Origin of the sequence: Lysobacter enzymogenes (assembly GCF_017168095.1) — a bacterium.
Classification (GTDB): domain Bacteria; phylum Pseudomonadota; class Gammaproteobacteria; order Xanthomonadales; family Xanthomonadaceae; genus Lysobacter; species Lysobacter enzymogenes_D.
This window is the reverse complement of sequence record NZ_LXSD01000416.1, coordinates 1-17,344: the sequence shown is the minus strand read 5'-3', so window position 1 is coordinate 17,344 and position 17,344 is coordinate 1. Positions and strand designations below refer to the sequence as shown.

The 17,344-nt window shown below is 68.3% G+C and carries 4 protein-coding genes; 2 read left to right on the top strand and 2 right to left on the bottom strand.

Annotated features, from left to right (window positions below; genetic code table 11):
* Positions 1 to 111: 111 nt before the first annotated feature.
* Positions 112 to 390 (bottom strand): hypothetical protein, encoded by a 279-nt coding sequence (locus A7A76_RS18280; RefSeq protein WP_206412546.1) that lies wholly within the window; start codon positions 388 to 390, stop codon positions 112 to 114.
* Complete coding sequence (locus A7A76_RS18275) at positions 368 to 15,121, bottom strand: putative Ig domain-containing protein (RefSeq protein ID WP_206412545.1); 14,754 nt, start codon at positions 15,119 to 15,121, stop codon at positions 368 to 370. The genes A7A76_RS18280 and A7A76_RS18275 overlap by 23 nt, the downstream gene beginning before the upstream one ends.
* Before the next feature lie 563 nt (positions 15,122 to 15,684).
* Here A7A76_RS18275 and ssb point away from each other — a divergent pair.
* Both ssb and A7A76_RS18265 read left to right on the top strand, forming a co-directional pair.
* Positions 15,685 to 16,230 carry a single-stranded DNA-binding protein gene (gene ssb, locus A7A76_RS18270; RefSeq protein WP_206412544.1) on the top strand — a complete coding sequence of 182 codons (546 nt, stop codon included), beginning with the start codon at positions 15,685 to 15,687 and terminating at the stop codon, positions 16,228 to 16,230.
* Between the two features lie 432 nt (positions 16,231 to 16,662).
* Entirely contained in the window at positions 16,663 to 17,223 is a 561-nt protein-coding gene (locus A7A76_RS18265) for a tetratricopeptide repeat protein (RefSeq protein WP_206412543.1), read from the top strand.
* Positions 17,224 to 17,344: the final 121 nt, after the last annotated feature.

Here is a 17,344-nt window from a genome sequence, read left to right as displayed (position 1 = left end):
CCGCGCAAGGTGCGTGCATCCAGTGAGGATGGGTTAGAAAGTGCACTCTGACCCTGTTTTCCAAAAGCAACACCGCCCGGCATCGCCGGGCGGTGGGGGCTAAAAGCAATATCAAATCTGAATTGGATACTCCAAAGACTCGCCATCGACGGCTCGCCACGTTGCATTCACGAGCCTTTTCACAATGCCGGGGTCATTCGCACAAAATGGGCGAAGAAATTTTTCCAATTCATCCGACATCACTACTGATCGAATACCGGCGACACCTGAGACGCGGCCACTTAGTGCAATCTCTTTGCCATCGACAATCGCGCTGTAGACAACGCTTTGATTTTCAGTGTTATAGCGGATTGAGTTGAGAAACAAACTATAGCTTTTGTTTGAAGACACTGTAACCACTCCATGAATTATCGAAGTCGAGCGGAGTCATCGAATAGCGGGTTGCGTTGAATGGGTCACGCAAAAGCACCATCCCGCTGTCGTTCAGGCCGTCAACGACGACCCAATGGCCATAGCCATTGCCTTTTTCCCACATCATAGCTGACCAAGAGCCAGTCTCATTCAGCGCTCCGAAGCTGGATGAGTCAACACCCGCTCCTACCCATCCGTGATCAAACTTGTTCATTTTTGCGGCGAGGCCTTGGGCCGATGTCAATTCACCACCGAACTGAACCTGATCGACGATCACCGCGCGATCAGCTAACAGCATCTGCGCGCATGCTTGGCCGCACGATGTTGGCGTTGCTTGCTGCACAACTGAGCCGTCAGCCACTTCATCAATTACTCGCCAGTTTCCACCCGCGCCGCCTAGGGCTTCGCTATTTCCTGCTGCGCTTACACGGCGGATGTCATCAATAAAGGACCTTGCTTTTCGAGAGGACTTTGAAGCATAAGCTTTTACGTCGTCAGCAATATCGATGGTGCGCCCTATCGCACCAGCGAGGTGTCGTGCTTGCAGTGCCTCACCACCCAAAGCTGACAGAGCTGCCTCAGGGCCATACTCTCCGGTAACGTGGCCAACATCGTAACCCTTCTCGGCAGCGGAAGTATTCTCAAGCCAGTTCTCGGTCGCTTGTACTGCCGCTTCTGCAGCGCGTCCTGTGCCGACATACGCGGCGTACTTATAAGCTGATTTGACGGCCGAAATGTGCATTGGCTCCATGCCCAGTTGTTGGCGGACGCCTTCTTCGGCCGCAAACATCAGTACTTTTCCGGGGATTGATTTCTCTAAATCAAAATTCATGTAAGCATTGACCTGTTCTTCGCCAAAGCTAAGAACAGATTGAGCCTTCCCTACGAACTTATTCCACCCATCGCGCACTCCTGCCGGGAAGCTTTGCGCGAAGTCGAACGATGCTGCAGCACGATCGCCATAGATCAAGGTGGCCAGATTGCGCCATCCGTCTAGCAGGCTGACATCCATAGTTGCCTGATGCGAAAACGAAGAATTCGTTGCACGGCTCATGGTGGCGACGTCACGTGCAAACATTGCTTGCAAATCTGCAGGATCAATCTTGAGGTCGTCGGCCTTGACTGCGGTGACCAGAACCGGCCGATATTCTTTATCGACTGGGCCGAGATCAGGATTCAACGAGATCAAATTTTGGCTATCGCCGATTACTGATTTTCTATTGGACTCGGAAATATTGTCGGTGATGACAACGCTGGGACCGATTTGCCAAGACAGCGACTGAGTCGTAGCGCCACTGGCGGTACCACCCATCGACTTCTTCGGGGCTGCCTCGCTCTCGCGACGCGGCATGAAAAAGCCTCGAGCCACAGCATTACCCAGCGCATTGCCAAACGCATCCAGCGCCATCCGCCTGTAATCGATGTCGTCCTTGAAGCCAAAGGCCCGTCGTGTATGCAGACTGACTACGCCGCCGATCATATTGCCGGCGAAGTCGTCCGTGATCGAGTCTGTGCCACCAAACAGGCTAGGAGCCTTCAGGCCGATGCCTGCGCTGATTGCTGCAGCGCCGTACTGACTGGCGGCATCGGCAGCGATCGCGCGCCAGCTGAAGCCTTCGTCGATTCCCGCGACCTTCTGGCCGATGTAGCTGGCGGCGGCGCGTCCTAACGCCATACCGGCCGCTTTCAACGGCGATTGTGCGAGAGCGGATTGAACGCTGCCGACTCCCATCAGGTTTCCCAAGCCGGCTGTCAGACCGCCCGAGACGCCTGCGGAAGCGACGTTGCGTAGACTGAAATTGGTAATGCCCATCACGCTGCCAACGAACTGGCCAGCGAGGCTGCCGGCGGCCGAAGCGGTCGCCCCAGCCACAATCGCGGTTCCCAAGCCTGGCGCCAGTGCAGCTGCTGCCGTCGCGGCGGTAGCTGTACCTGCCATTCCCAGTGTTGTCACGCTAGTAGCGGTTGCGCTTGTCGCTGCGGCCATCGCGCTGGCTGACGGTGCCGTCATCGTGCCCCAGGTTGCGGCCGTTATGGCGATGACAACGATTGCCATTAAGACGATCGCAAAATTACCGCATTCATTCTTCGGTGGCGGTGCAATGTAAGGCAACTCCGGCGACGTCGACCCGATCGCCTCCGCCGGGTTATACGGCTTGAACGTAGCCGCATCGTTCCGACTCACCATCGCCTTAGGCACCACCAGCCCCACGCCCGGCACCAGCTCCTGCGCCGGGTCGCTCAGGCCGTTGGCGTCGGCGATCAGGTACCACATCGACTCGCTGCCATAGATGCGCTGGGCCAGGCCGCGCAGGGTTTCGCCGGGCAGCGGCATCGCCTTGCCGGCGTCGCCGGCTTCGTAGCCGCCCAGGCCGTTGAGGTTCACGAACTGGTCGAGGTAGACGAAGCCGCCGCCGGGCAGTGGGTTGCGATTGGCCTCGCGCAGTTCGGCCTGCTGCGCGCCGCCGGCGTGGATCAGGCGGTAGTTGCCGGAGCCGTTGGCGCCCCAGCTGTAGTCCTGGACGAACTGGCCGTTGCCGTCGATCTTGCCTTCGCGCCGCTGCATCACCGCGCCGTCGCCGTTGTAGGCGTAGTAGCGCATGCGGTCGTCGATGCCGCCGCCCTTGAGCGTGGTGTGTTCGCGCTGCGAGGTCAGGCGGCCGAGGGCGTCGTAGGTGAGGGTGTTGGTGGTCGGCTTGAAGCTGTTGTGGTTGCTGGTGCCGCTGGTGGAGGCGAGCTGGTAGCTGTCCCAACCCTGGTAGGTGTTGGTGTAGGTGTGGATGTAGAGGTTGCCGTCGGGGGCGAGGCCCTTGACGCGGTAGGTCGTCAGGCGGTTCGCGCTGTCGTAGCCGGTGGCGGTGGTGTCGGTGTCGTTGCGGCGGTAGTCGGTGGTGCTTTGCCACTGCAGCGCGGCGAGGTCGCTGGTTTGATCGACGTTGCCGTCTTTGGCGGGCGGGATCCAGCCGGTGCCTTCGGGCCGGCCCCAGGCGTCCTGGGTCACCAGCCGGCCGTCGGCGTCGTAGGTGTAGTTCTCGGCGGTGTAGAGCCAGCCGCCGTACTCGATGGTGACCACCTCGCCGTCCGGCAGGCGTTCCTGGTAGTAGGCGTCGTGGCCGAAGTAAGCGCGCGAGGCGATCAGGCGGTGGTTGGCGTCGTAGGTCATGCGCTTGCGCAAGCCGCCGTTGGCCACCATCTGGCCGCCGCGGATGACCTGTTCGTAGAACTCCTCGGTGCGGTTGCCGCGCAGGTCGTAAGTGGAGCGCTCGACCACCGTCTGCAGCAGCCCGGTGCTGGCGTCGACGGTCGGGTCGGGCTGCAGGCTCACGCGGGCGACGACGTTGCCGGCGGCGTCGTAGTTGAGCGCGTAGGCGTTTTCGTTGGCCTGGTTGAGCACGATCGCGCCGTCGCGCAGCGCGCCGTTGTTGATCTTGATGCGGTTCTCGGCGTCGTAGGTGAACCAGTAGCTCTTGCTCTGGGTCGGGCCGAGCGGCGCGGGCGCGGCGGCAGCCGGTGCGTTGGCGGCCGCGGCCTGGCTGGGGGCCATGTCGAACAGCAGGACGGTGCCGCCGCCGGGCAGGCTGGCCGGGTCGATCGGGCCACCGGGGCCGCCGCCGCCGTCATAGACGGTGGTGACTTCGATGTCGAACGACATGTCGACGTACGCGCCCTTGCTGTCGGTGGCGCGGATCACGGCGGGATAGATGTCGACCCAGCCGGGCGTGGGGCGCGCGACCGGGATGTGTTCGATGATGTGGCGGCCGAGGCCGTCGATGTAGTAGGTCCAGCCGGCGGGGCTCAGCAACTGGTACGACAGCGCATCGCCGTCGGGATCGCCGAAGGTGTCGGCCGGCAGGATCGCCATCTGCTTGAGATTGGGATCGTTGGTGCTGACGTTCCAACGGATGGTCGGGGTCTGGCGGTTGATGTACGGCGCCAGGTTCTGCGCCGGCCGCGGCGCGACGGTGATGACGAACTGCGAGCTGGTGGCGGCGCCGTAGTCGTCGCCGGAGTAGACGGTGACGGTGTAGGTGCCGGCGGTGGTCGGCACGCCGCCCACGACGCGGGTGGTGGCGTTGTAGCTCACGCCCGGCGGCAGGCCGAGGAACTGGTACTGCACCGCGTCGCCTTCGGCGTCGTAGCGCTCGGGCATCTGGTAGTTCCAGCCGACCGAGACCATCGCGTTCTGGTTCGGGATGACGGTGGGCTCCGGCGCGGTGTTGGTGCGCACCCAGATCTGCATGCTGACCTGGGCGACGCCGCCGACGCCGTCTTCGGCGTAAAGGGTGATGGCGTAGGTGCCGGCGACGGTGGGCCTGCCGCTGATCACGCGCGCAGCGGGATCGAAGGTCAGTCCCGGAGGCACCTGGCTGAGGCGATAGGTGAGCGTGTCGCCGTCGGCGTCGGTGAACGGCGGGAATTGGTACCAGTAGGGGTTGATGTTGCCGATCACCGCTGTCGGCGGCGAGGGGAACGCGCTGGGCGGTTGGGGACGCTGGTTGCCGAGCCTGGTGGTCAGGCGCAGCGTCGCGGTGCGGCTGGCGCCGCTGGTGTCGGTGGCGGTGAAGACGATGTCGTAGAGCTGGCCCGACGGCGTGCCCAGCGGCGGACGGCCGGTCAGGCTCAGATACGTTTGGCCTTGCACGGTGGTGCGCTGGAAGCTCATCCACGTGGGCAGGCCGGTGGCGGTCAGGGTGAGCCGGTCGCCGTCGGCGTCGGCGAAGACCTGCGGCAGCGGCATCGACCAGTCGAGGTCGCGGTCGGTCACCACGAACGACGCGGGCAGTGTGCCCGGCCCGGTCGGCGCGTTGTTGGGCGCGACCACGATCTGGATGGTCTTGACCTGGGACTGGCCCTTGTCGTCGGTGGCGCGCACCTGCAGCGTGTAGGTGCCGGTCGGCGCGGTGCCGCGCAGGCGCACCACGGCCTGGGCGCTCTGGTCCCAGCTCAGCCACGTCGGCAGTTGCGCGGGGTTGTCCAGGCTCAGGCGCAGGCGGTCGCCGGCGTCGAAGTCGTAGAAGTAATCGGTGGCGAGCAGATCCCGGGTCCAGTCGTCGCCGGTCTTGACCCTCAGCGTTTCGATGCCGTCGTTGTACCTCTGCGGCATGACGTTGTCGCGCACGTAGAGCGTGAATGCCGTGGACGCGCTTTGCGCCGGCGTGTTGGTCTCATACGCGGTCAGCTTGATCCGCAGATTCTGATCGGCGGCGTTGGCCGGCGGGTTGGCGGTGAAGGTGATCCAGCCGGTGATCGGGTCGCGCTGCACGCTCAGCCACGACGGCAGCGGCTGGCCGTTCTCGAGCGAGATCTGCAGGGTCAGCGGGTCTTGTTCGGCGTCGCGGAACAGTTCGCTGAACAACAGCGAGAACTGCGAGCTCATGCCGCGGCGCACGGCGCGGTCGGCCGGCGTCTGCAGCACTTGCGGTACGGCGTTGGTGCCCGGGATTCCCGGCGAGTCGGGGCCGTAGCTCGCGGTGGCGGCGACGTTGCGGCGGTTGCCGACCGCGTCGTAGGCGTAGCTGAGGTCGAAGATGCGCTTGTTGGCGACCAGGTCGTCCTGGATCACGCGCGACACGCGGTTGTTGCTGTCGTACCAGCTGCGGGTGATGGTGCGCACCGCCTGGCCGCCGCCGTCGACGATGTTGACCTCTTCCAGCGTGCGGTTGCCGGCGGCGTCGTATTCGTAACGGTAGTTGGGTTCGGCGCCGTTCTCGTAGATGGCCTTGATGCGGCCGTTGGGGTAGTAGGCGTAGATGCGCACCGCGCCGGGGACGCCGCCGCCCTGCTGGAACTCGGCGGCGAGCTGGCCGGTATCGGCGACGTATTCGTAATCCGTGTCGCGGCCGGACAGGTTGTTGTGGTCGATCAGGCGGCCGTAGACGTCGTAGTCCCAGGTCAGTTCGTCCAGGCGCACGGTCTCGCCGTCGCGGTCCTGGATCGAGGCGCCGACCGCGCCGTAGTTCTCGACGTTCTTGCGGCCCATGAGGTCGTAGCCGTAGTTCGTCGTCTGCCCGGTGGCGGTCTGGGTGCGGATGAGCTGGCGCGCGCCGCTGTAGTCGTAGAGCGTGGCGTAGCCGAGCGCATCGACGACCTGGGTGCGGTCGCCGTTCTGGTTCAATACGTAGCTTTGCAGGCGGTTGCGGCTGCGCGTGCCGGTGGCGGTGGGCAGCAGGTCGCCGGTCTCGACCAGGCGGCCGAGCGCGTCGTAGTCGTTGTAGGTGAGGTAGCCGGCCGGGTTCTGCACGATGCGCTGCTGGCCGAGCGCGTCGTAGGCGTAGAGGGTGGTCGCGCCGAGCCCGTCGCTGCTGCGCACCTGCTGGCCGACGGCGTCGTATTCCTGGATGCGCAGGTTGCCGTTGGCGTCGCGGGTGCCGATCAGGCGGCCGAGCGCGTCGTAATACCACTCGTTGACCGGGCGCTGCCAGACGCTGGCGCCGTCCTCGCCGACCACGGCCACCAGCGGGCGCTCATCGCGCACGACCTGGTTGAGCTCGTTGTAGCGGTAGTTGGTGCGGTAGCCGCGCGCGTCGACGGTCTCCAGCACGTTGCCCCAGCGGTCGCGGATCTGCTGGGTGACCGGGCTGAGGGCGGCGTCGACGGTGTGCGAGGGCTGGCGGGTGAGGACGATGCGGCCGAGCCGGTCGGTGGCGTTCCAGGTCACCGCTTCGACGCGCTGGCCTTCGCTGGTGGCGACCTGGTGCTGCTCGCGCACCTGGTGGCCGGCGAGGTTGTAGCCGAAGTTGCGCACGACGAAGCTCTCGTTCGAGCTGGTCATGCGCCCGGCGGCGTCGTAGGTGTTGAGCAGGGTGCCCTGGATGCCGGTATGGGCCTGGCTGGTCACTTCGCCGAAGGCGTTGTAACCGACCCACAGGTTGCGCTCGGTGACCAGGTTGCTGCCGTCGAGCGACTGGCGGGTCTGGCTGGAGTGGACCTGGCGACCGGTCTTGTCGTAGTCGAACCAGGCATCGATCTTGAGGTCGCGGCTGGCGGCGCTGCCGCTGAGCTTGTAGCGCTGATGCACGACGTTGTCGGCCGCGTCGTACTCGCTGTAGCGGGTATCGCCGTTGGCCGCGCCGACCGCGACCGCGCGGCCCTGCCAGTCGTAACGGATGTATTCGAGCTGGTCCTTGGCGTGCGCGGTGACGGTGCCGTTCTCGCGCTTGCCGGTGGCGTACTTGCGCGTCAGCAGCAGGTTGCCGAAGGCGTCGTAGCGCATCTGGGTGTACGGCGAGGCGTTCTCGTACATGTAGAAGACGTTGAGATCGCGCGCGGCGACGTCGAGCAGCAGGCCGAAGGTGCCGTCGTTGATGACCTTGCGGCTCGGCTCGGTGACGCTGACGACGCGGCCGAGCGCGTCGTACTCGGTGGTCAGGGTGCCGGTGTCGTCGATGATCTGGGTGACGCGGTCTTCGCCGTCGTAGCGCAGCTGGCGCACCACGTCGCGCACGCCGGCGCTGCCGTCGATGCGCTGGAAGTGGCGCACCGCGGTCTCGCTGGACTTGCGGCCCAATGCGTCGTAGCTCCAGCGGCTGATGCGGTCGTAGCCGCTGATCGCGTCGCCGGCCGGCGGCAGCGCCGGCGGGGTGGCGGTGCTCAGGCCGGCGGTGGCGATGGCCTTGGCGTATTCGACGCTTTCGGTCGTCTCGCCGTTGGCGTTGTAGCTGACGCGGGTGACGTAGCCTTCCGCGTCCACGCCCAGGGTCTTGCGGCCGACGGCGTCGTAATAGCTGTAGCTGTCGGCCCAGCGCGCATCGGATGCGCCGGCCGTGCCTTCGAGCAGGGTCGATTCCTTGACCTTCTGGCCGTAGCCGTCGTAGACCGTGCGTACGGTCGGCGTGCCGGTGGCGGCGACGCCGGCGGCGGTGTAGTAGGCGACCTGCGACTGCTGCACCTGCACGGCCAGGCCGCGCTGGTCGTAGCGTGTGCTCAGGGTGCGGTCCGCGGCGGAGGCGGCGACGGTCGCGGCCTGCGCCCGCGAGATCGGCTGGCCTTCGCTCCAGCCCGTCAGCGCGGCGGTGTTCAGACGCTGGGCGTAGCGGCGCAGCTCGGTCTGCTGGCCGAAACCGTCGTAGGTATAGCCGGTGACGTAACCTTCCTGGTCGATCTCGTAAACCACCCGGCCGAGGCCGTCGTAGCTCTTGTAGCTGTAGTAGCCGCGGGTGTCCTTCTGCACCACGGCGCGGCCGAGCGCGTCGTAGGTCACTTCCAGGGTCGGCTGGATGCCGGTGGCGACCAGCCGGTCGGTGGCCGGGTCGATGCGGCCGGCGTCGGGGAAGATCGTGCGGATCTGGTGGCCGCGGTTGTCGTAGACGTAGCGGGTGACGCGCGACTGCGCGGTGTCGGCGTTCTCGGTGCGGCTGAGCACGTTGCCGAGCGCATCAAAGGCGGTGCGGGTGACGATGCGGCCGTTGCGCACGCTCTGCGCGCCGGCGGCGTCGGCGCTGCCGATGGCGACTTCGGGGCTGAACTCGGCGACGCGGCGGCCGGCGAGGTCGTATTCGTAGTTCCAGGTGTGGCCGTTGGCGTTGGTGTAGCTCTTGAGCTGGCCGAGGTTGTCGTAGCCGTAGCGGCGGACCTGGCCGAGCGCGTCGGTGACGCTGAGCGCGCGGCCGCCGGCATCGTAGGCGGTGACGGTCTTGCGGACCTGGGCGATGCCGCCGACGGCGGCGGCGACCGCGCTGTCGCTCATGACCGTGTCGGTGGGAATGAACGCGCCGTACTGGCGGGTTTCGACCACGCGGCCGGCGCCGTCGTAGCGTTGTTCGACGACCGCGCCAAGATCGTCGACGGTGAAGCGCAGGCGGCCGCCGACGTCGTAGACGTAATTGGTTTGGCGATTGCGCTCGGGCGCGAACACGCCGGCGACGCTCAGCGCGGCATTGACGTCGGCGACGGTGGCGCCGGGGCCGAAGGCGATGGCGCTGTCGTAGCGCACCGCCACCACCACGCGGTTGGCGCCGTCGTAGCGGCGCTCTTCGACCGTGTACAGGCCGACGGTGCTGGACAGCGCGCTGGTCTGGGTGAGGACGAAGCGTTCGCGGCCGGCGGCGTCGTAGGAGCGCCAGACCAAGGTGTCGGCGCCATCGGTCTGCGGCGCGACCGCGACCAGTTCGGCCAGGCTGGCCGTGCCCGCGGCCAGCTTGGCCCGCAGCGCGGCGGAAATCGTCGCCACCTGGCTGTGCCGGCGTTCCTGGACGAAGTTCCCGGCGGCGTCGTAGCTGCGCAGGCCGACATAGCCGGCGCCGTCGACCGTGGCCACGACCCGTCCGGCGGCGTCGTAGATCCGGTACTCGCGCAGGTCGCGCGCGTCGTCGGCGACCGCGGCGAGGCGGTCGCGCAGGGCGGTGAAGGCGGCGCTGTCGCCGGCGATCAGCTGCGGCTTGAGCGTGGCGTCGAGCGCCACCGGCACCGCATAGGCGCGGGTGCCGGCGACGCGGCCGGCGGCGTCGTACAAGGTCTCCACTACGCCGCCGTTGGCGTCGACCTGGTAGCGCGCGCGGCCGGCGCCGTCGTAACTGGTGTAGGCGACGAGGTCGGCGGCGTTGTCGACCGGGGTGACGTCGATGACGTCCTGCGGCGTGGCGGTGCCGGCGGTGAGCTTGGCGCGCAGGGTCGGGTTGAACTGGGCCGCGTTCGCATAGCGCTTGTGCACGACCATGCGCCCGGCGCGGTCGTAGACGTAGGAGACCACGGTGCCGGCGTTGTCGACCGTGGTGCGCAGCTCGCCGGCGGCGGTGTAGACCTGGTAGGTGATCTGGTCGGCGGTGTCGTTGCGCAGCGGGGCGAGGTCGAAGTCGCTCGGCAAGGCCGTACCGGCGAACAGTTTTTCCAGGCGCGGGGTGCTGAAGTCCGGCCACAGCGCCGCATAGCGGCGGATCGCCGAGACCCGGCCGCCGGCGTCGTAGACGAACTCCTGGACCGTGCCCAGGGTGGTGAGCGCCAGCGCGGCGCGGCCGTCGCGGTCGTAGACCGTGTAGGTGCCGGGATCGAGCGAATTCCAAACGATGCGAGCGTCGAGCTGGGCGATCGTGGTCGTATCGGTCAAGGTCGACGCGTCGGTGGCGACGATCAGGGTACGCGTCGCCACCACGCGGCCGTTGAGGTCATACCAATTGCGCGTCATCACGCCGAGCGGATCCACGGTGTAGATCAGCTGCCCGGCCTGGTCGTAGTAGTAGCGGGTGACGCTCTGGCGCGCGTCGGTGCGCCGGATCAGGTTGTCCTCGGCGTCGTAGGCGTACTCGACGATCAGGTTCAAGCCGTCGGGATCGACGCGCTCGGCGATGCGCCGGCCGAGCGCGTCGTAGTCGTACTGCACGGTGCGCGCGGCGGCGGTGCCGGCGCCTTCGGTGACGCGGATCTGCCGGCCCTGGGCGTCGTAGCTGTAGGTGGTGCGCAGGTTGAGCCCGGCCGGGTCCTGGGTGGCCTGGGACAGGCGGCCTTCGCGGTCGTAGGCGTAGGCAGCGACGCGGCCGCTGGCGTCGACGGTTTCGATCTTGCGGCCCTGGCCGTCGTAGCGATACGTCGTGGTCAGGGCCAGGCCGGCGGGGTCCTCGATCCGCCGCAGCAGGCGCCCGGCGGCGTCGTAGCGCAGTTCGATCCGGCGTCCGCTGCCGTCGACGCTGGCGACGAGCAGGCCGCGCGCGTCGTACTCGTTGGCCGCGGTGCGGCCGACCGGGTCGGTGCTGGACAGCAGGTGGCCGTCGCGGTCGTAGACGTAGCTGGTTTCGGCCGTGCCGCCGCCCGGCAGCGGCGCGGCGACCTTGACCTGCTGGCCGTGGCGGTCGAAGAAGGTCTTGACCGCGACGCCTTCCGGCGTGGTCACCGTGGTGGTGCGGTTGGCGGTGTCGTAGACCGTGGTGGTGGCGCGGCCGAGCGCGTCGGTGCTGCTGAGGGTGCGGCCGAAGGCGTCGTAGGCGGCGCGGGTGGTCTGGACCCGGCCGAGCACGGTCTGGTGGGTCGCGATCTGGCGGCCGAGGCGGTCGTAGTCGTAGGCCGTCGCCACGCCGCGCGCGTCGGTGCTGCGCACCAGCCGGCCGAAGGCGTCGTAGAGGGCGGACGTCGAACGCGCCAGCGCGGTGCCGACGCCGTCGCGGCGGACGATGGCGAGGCCGCGGCGGTCGTAGTCGGTTTCCGCGGTCGAAGCGGCGCCGGCGTTGAGCACGGCGTCGCGCACGAGTTCGCCGAACGCGTTGTAGGTGTACTGGCGTTGCTGGCCTTCCGCATCGACAGCAAGGGCGAGCTGGCCGCGCTGGGTGTAGCTGAAGCTGCGCCGGCTGTCGCTGGCGGCGGTATAGGCCAGGGTCGCGATCGCCGCGGCCGCGCTGTCGCGGCTGCCGGCGGTGGCCAGGACGATGCGGCCGGTGTAGGCGGTGCTGTCGCGCACCTCGCCGAACGCGGTGTAGCGGGTCTCGCTGACTTCGCCGAGCGCGTTGGCCACGCCGTTGGCGTCGGCCGCGCCCTTGACCACGAAGGTTTGCCGCCCCGCGGCATCGTAGAAATACCAGGTCTTGTTGCCGGCCGCGTCGATGCTCTCGCTGCGGCGGCCGAGCGAATCGTAGCTGTGGCGCACGCCGTACTGGGCGAACAGCGCGTCGAGCTGGGCCTCGCTCATGCCGGCCTGCACGCGCGCGGCGCCTTCGCCGCTCAGTTCGCCGGTCAGCTCGCCGAACACGTTGTAGCGCAGGCGGCTGTCGCGCAGCTCGCTGGTGTCGGCGGCGCGTTCGGCGCGCAGCAGGTTGCCCTGCACGTCGTAGCTGTAGCGGGTGAGCGTGCCTTCGGCGTTGCGTTCGGCGCTGAGGCGGCCGAGCGCGTCGTAGCTGCGCCGGGTTTCGCGCACTTCGCCGGCGGCGGCCGCGGTGCGCAGCGTGGCCAGGGTCTCGTTGCCGCTCAGGCCGGTCAGGCGCAGCGCGTAGGCCTTGCTCGCGCGTTCGTTGCGCGCTTCGTCGTAGACGGTTTCGCTGAGGTAGCCTTCGGCGTCGAGCTGGCCGACCAGGTTGCCGCGGCCGTCGAAGAACCAGCGCGTGGTCTGGTCGTTGGCGGCGTCCGCGGCCGGGCGCAACTGGGCGAGGCTGCCGGCCGCGCGCTGGGCGCCGTCGGTGGCGGTGGCGTAGGCGGTGCTGCCGATGCGGCGGCCGGCGAGGTCGTAGCGGTGCTCGACCAGATAGCCCTCGGCGTCGAGCTGCCCGACCAGGCGGCCGACGCTGTCGTAGAACGAGCGCGAAACCCGGCTGTTGCCGGCGCCGTCCTGCCGCGTGACCTGCAGCAGGCGGCCGGCGCCGTCGTAGCTGTAGGCGGTGGTGGCGCCGTCGCCGGCGCGTTCGCCGGTCAGGCGGCCGAGCGCATCGAAGCTGCGCGTGGCGCTGCGGTCGTCGGCGTGGGCGGCCGGGCGGATCGCCGACAACAGGGTCGGCACGACCTTGCCGGCGGCGAGCCAGGCGCCGGTGTCGACGCGGGTGGCGTAGGCCAGGGTCTGCTTGATCCGGCCGAGATCGTCGCGCACGTATTCGAGCACCGCGCCGGTGGCGTCGACTTCGGCGGCCAACTGGCCTTGCTCGTCGTAGAAGAAGTAGCGGCGCGCGCCGCCGGCGTCCTCGCTGGCGCGCAGGCGGCCGGCGCTGTCGTAGTAGTGGCGGGCGAGGGTGCGGGTGTCGCTGCCGCCGACCGCCGACTCGGCGACGCTGATCAATTGGCCGCTGGCGTCGCGCACCTCCAGGCGGACCCGGTCGTTGCTGGCGATGCCGTCGCCGACCGCGCCGCCCTCGGCGACGATGCGCACCGTGTTCGACGAGGTCAGGTAGCTCCACTGGCTGACGCTGCGCCTGACCTGCTCGGCGCCGGTGCCGGTCTTCTCGGTGACGACTTCCGACAGCAGCCGATCCGCGCCGTCGTAGGTGTAGGTCGTGGTCTGGACCACGTCGCGGGCGTCGTCGGCGGTCGCGGTGGAGCTGCGCAGCACCTGCCGCTGCAGCAACAGGCCGCGCGCGTCGTAGCGGTAACGCACCAGTTCGGCCGCGTCGTTCTCCACGCCGTTGCCGGAGGCGTCGACCTGGGCGTAGGACTTGGTGCCGGCCAGCCGGCCCTTGAGGTCGTAGCTCGATTCCACCAGCGCGCTCTGCGCGCGCTGCGCGGCGGTGGCCCAGGCGCCGAGCGCCGCCAGCGTGGCCGCGCCGGTGTAGGCCGCGCCGAGGTAGCGGCGCGCCCTGGCCACCTGGCCCGCGCCGGCGCCGGCGGTTTCGTATTCGAACTCCTGCACCGCGCCGTCGGCGCCGACGATGAAGCGCAGGCGGTCCTGGGCGTCGTAGGCGTAGGACGTGGTCAGGCCGCCGGACGGCGCCTGCGCGGCGAGTTCGCGGTCGGCGTCGAGGCCGGTGTAGACGGTTTGCGTGGCCAGCTGGTTGTTCGCCGTCCAGGTGCGCTGGATCGCGGTCGCTGCCGTGCCGCCGGCCGGGTCGACGGTGTCCCACTGCCACAGCGCGTTGCCGTTGGCGTCGTACTGGTAGACGGTTTCGGCCAGGGTGACGCTGCCGCGCAGGCTCTTGATCCGGACCACATTGCCGGCGGCGTCGTAGCTGTACTGGGTGAGTTCGCGCAGGCCGGCGACGGCCGGCGCGCGCACCTCGGTCAGCTGGCCGGCCGCGTCGTAGACGTAGCCCCACGAGCGGCCGGTCGAATCGGCGACTTCGGTGCTGCGGTTGGCGTCGTCGTAGGTGAAGGTGAGGGTCTGGCCGAGGCCGTCGCTGTCGTCGGCGTTGGTGTCGCCGCGGGTCAGCGTGCGCACCCGGCCCTGGGCGTCGTAGGTGTAGCTGACCACGGTGCCGTCGCTCTGGCGGACCTGGGCGATGCGCAGGCTGGTGGCGTCGGCGTAGGTGTAGACGGTGTGCAGCCAGTAGCCGTCGTTGTTGCCGAAGTTGCTGGTGTCCCAGGTGTCGCGGTCGCCGGCCGCGTCGTCGGGCGTCAGGTCGGTCAGCACCGAATACAGGCGGCCGGCGCTGTCGTAGCGGTAGATCGTCTGCTCGCGCACCACGCCGTCGGTGCGGGTGGACAGCGAGGTCAGCCGGCCGTTGGCGTCGTAGGCGTACAGCAGCGCTTCGGCGCTGCCGCTTTCGCCAGCGGCGATTTCGCTGATGCGGCCGGCGGCGTCGTAGCGCACGTCCCAGTAGATCGCCGTGGCCTGCTCGGACTTCAGGTCGCGGATGCGGATCAGCCGGCCCTTGAGCGTGGCGTCGGCGTGGTCGGCATAACGCTCGGCCTGGCGGCTGCTGCCCTCGGTCCAGACCCACGAGTTGTCGCTGGAGTCCAGGGCCAGGGTGTCGTGCGCGCCGTCGCCGACGCTGGAGCGGTACAGGCCCGGGGAGACGTAGGTGAAATCCTGGTAGGCGCCATCGCCGGTGTGGCGGCGCATGATGCTGCCGGCCGTATTGAGCGTGCCGCTGAGCAACTGCACCCGCCGCTCGAACCCGGTGATCCAGGCGTCGGCGCCGCTGTCGGCGAGCAGGCCGCGGCTGTTGTAAGTGCGCATCGCGGCCATGCCGAGGCCACGGAAAGTCAGGAATTCGTCTTGACTGCGCAGCACCAGGTTGCCGGTGGCGATGTTGACGTACTGCTCGTCCTTGCCCTGACCCAGGCGCGCATCGCCGCCCAGTCCCCGCCCGATCTGGCTGGCCGAGCCGTTGTACAAGCCCAGGCCGATCCCCGAAACGATTGCCGACATGCTGTGTGGTTCCCCGGTAAACGGCCTTCCAACTTCGGAACGCCCATTTGAGAACTAGTCAGCAGATTTCGAGAGAAGTTTAGTGTCCGGCTCCGGCAGACCTCGACGCCGCTCGGGGTGCGCTTTCAGGCCGATCCGTTCGCAAGGCCGGCGGGACGCAGGGGGATATCGGCGGTTGAGCGTGCCGCCTTGCGGCAGCCCCCAGGGAGCCGGCCGACGGACAGTCCGACGATGGCGCAGTTCGTGAGGGGGATCTCCGCGGCGATCGTCCGGGCGCGTTTCCGACGAGGGGCGGTCGGCGGCGATGGACGAAGAGCGGTTCGATGGCGGGATCGGCGCGGGTGGGCGGCGGCGCGGCCATGCGCACGGCGCCCTGCCGCCGCTCGGGCTCGTCCGGACCGGCGCGTCCACGCTCCGGCACCCGTCCCACAAGCGTTTCAGCCGATTTCCGGCGCCGCACCGGGGCCTGTTCCGACCCGCCCCCGGCCCCCGGGCCGACACCGGGGGGAGGGGCTATAATCGATGCTTAGGCCGTCCAAGAACGGCAGTCAGCAAGGAATCCCATGGCACGCGGCATCAATAAAGTCATCCTGGTCGGCAACCTCGGCAACGATCCGGAGACCAAGTACACCCAGGGCGGCATGGCCGTGACCACGATCAGCCTGGCCACCACCAGCGTCCGCAAGGACCGCGACGGCAACAACCAGGAACGCACCGAGTGGCACCGGGTCAAGCTGTTCGGCAAGCTCGGCGAGATCGCCGGCGAGTACCTCAAGAAGGGCCGCCAGGTCTATATCGAAGGCTCGATCCGCTACGACAAGTTCACCGGCCAGGACGGCGTCGAGAAGTACTTCACCGACATCATCGCCGACGAGATGCAGATGCTCGGCGGCGGTGGCGAGGGTGGCGGTGGCGGCCGTTCGGAAGGCGGCGGCCGTGGCGAATACCGCGGCGGTGGCGGTGGCGGCGGTGAGCGCCCGGCCCGCTCTGCGGGTGGCGGCGGTGGCGGTTACGGCGGCGGCCGCGATTCCGGCCAGCGCCGCGAGGCCCCGCCGGCCAAGTCCAACGACTTCGGCGACGACTTCGCGGACGACGATATCCCGTTCTGACAAGCGCTCAGGCCGATGGTGAAGTTGCCTGCGTTTGTTCGCGGCAGGTAAACGGCTGAAAACAAGCTGTTTCTACAAAAGGGAAGGCCGCTTTCGACTGCAAGGTCACGAGCGGCCTTTCTTGGGCGCGACGATCCAGAAGAACAGTCGTGCAGGGCTTCGGACGCCTCCGGCCCGGCCCGGGTCCCGACGCCGATCGGGCCCGGATCGAAGTCGCCCCTAAACCTTTGCCCGCGCGGCCGGATAGAGCCATAGAGCGCGGCCAATCCGCTTACCGCGCGCTACCGCCTCGCCCGGCCGCCCGCGGCCCTCGCTCGCCGACGCCCGCTCGCCAGGCGCCCGCTTGTCCGGCACCGCTCCCTGCCCGGACAATCCTCCCGACGCTGCATCGACCCGATCGCCGTCCGCCTGGACGGCGACGCTGGATTACGCATGAACTACGACAAACTCGACAACGAAGAGCTGCTGTTCCTCTCGCTCGGCGCGATCAACGCCGGCCGCGACGCCGATGCGGTGGTCATGCTCAAGACCCTGCTCGAACGCGAACCCGGGCACGTCCACGCGCGCTACCTGCTGGCCGCGCAGCACGCCCAGATCGGCCTGCGCGACCGCGCCGAGCGCGGTTTCCGCGCGGTGATCGCCGACGCTCCGGACTTCGCCATCGCCCGGTTCCAGCTCGGCCAGCTGCTGCTGACCCGCGGCGAAGCCGAAGCGGCGCGCGAGACCTTCGCGCCGCTGACCGCACGCGCGGACGCGCTGGGCGCGTACGCGCGCGCGATGCGCGCCCTGGCCGGCGAAGACACCGCGCAGGCCGCGGACGAACTGCAGCAAGGCCTGGCCCTGGAGCAGGAGATCCCGGCGCTGGCGGCGGACATGCAGCGCCTGCTCGAACAACTGCGCGCCGCGCCCGGCGCGCCGATCGGCGAAACGCTGGCGACGCCGGCGGCGCTGGCCGCGCCGCGCTTCCTCGCCAGCTACGGCCGCGAGAACTGAGGGCGATGACGGTCGAGCGCCTCGGCCCCGCGGCCACGCTGATCTCCGCCTTGCGCGCGCAGACGACGCGCAAGCGCGACGAGGTCGCGCGCGGCGCGGGCGCGCGCGACAGCGCCTCGGC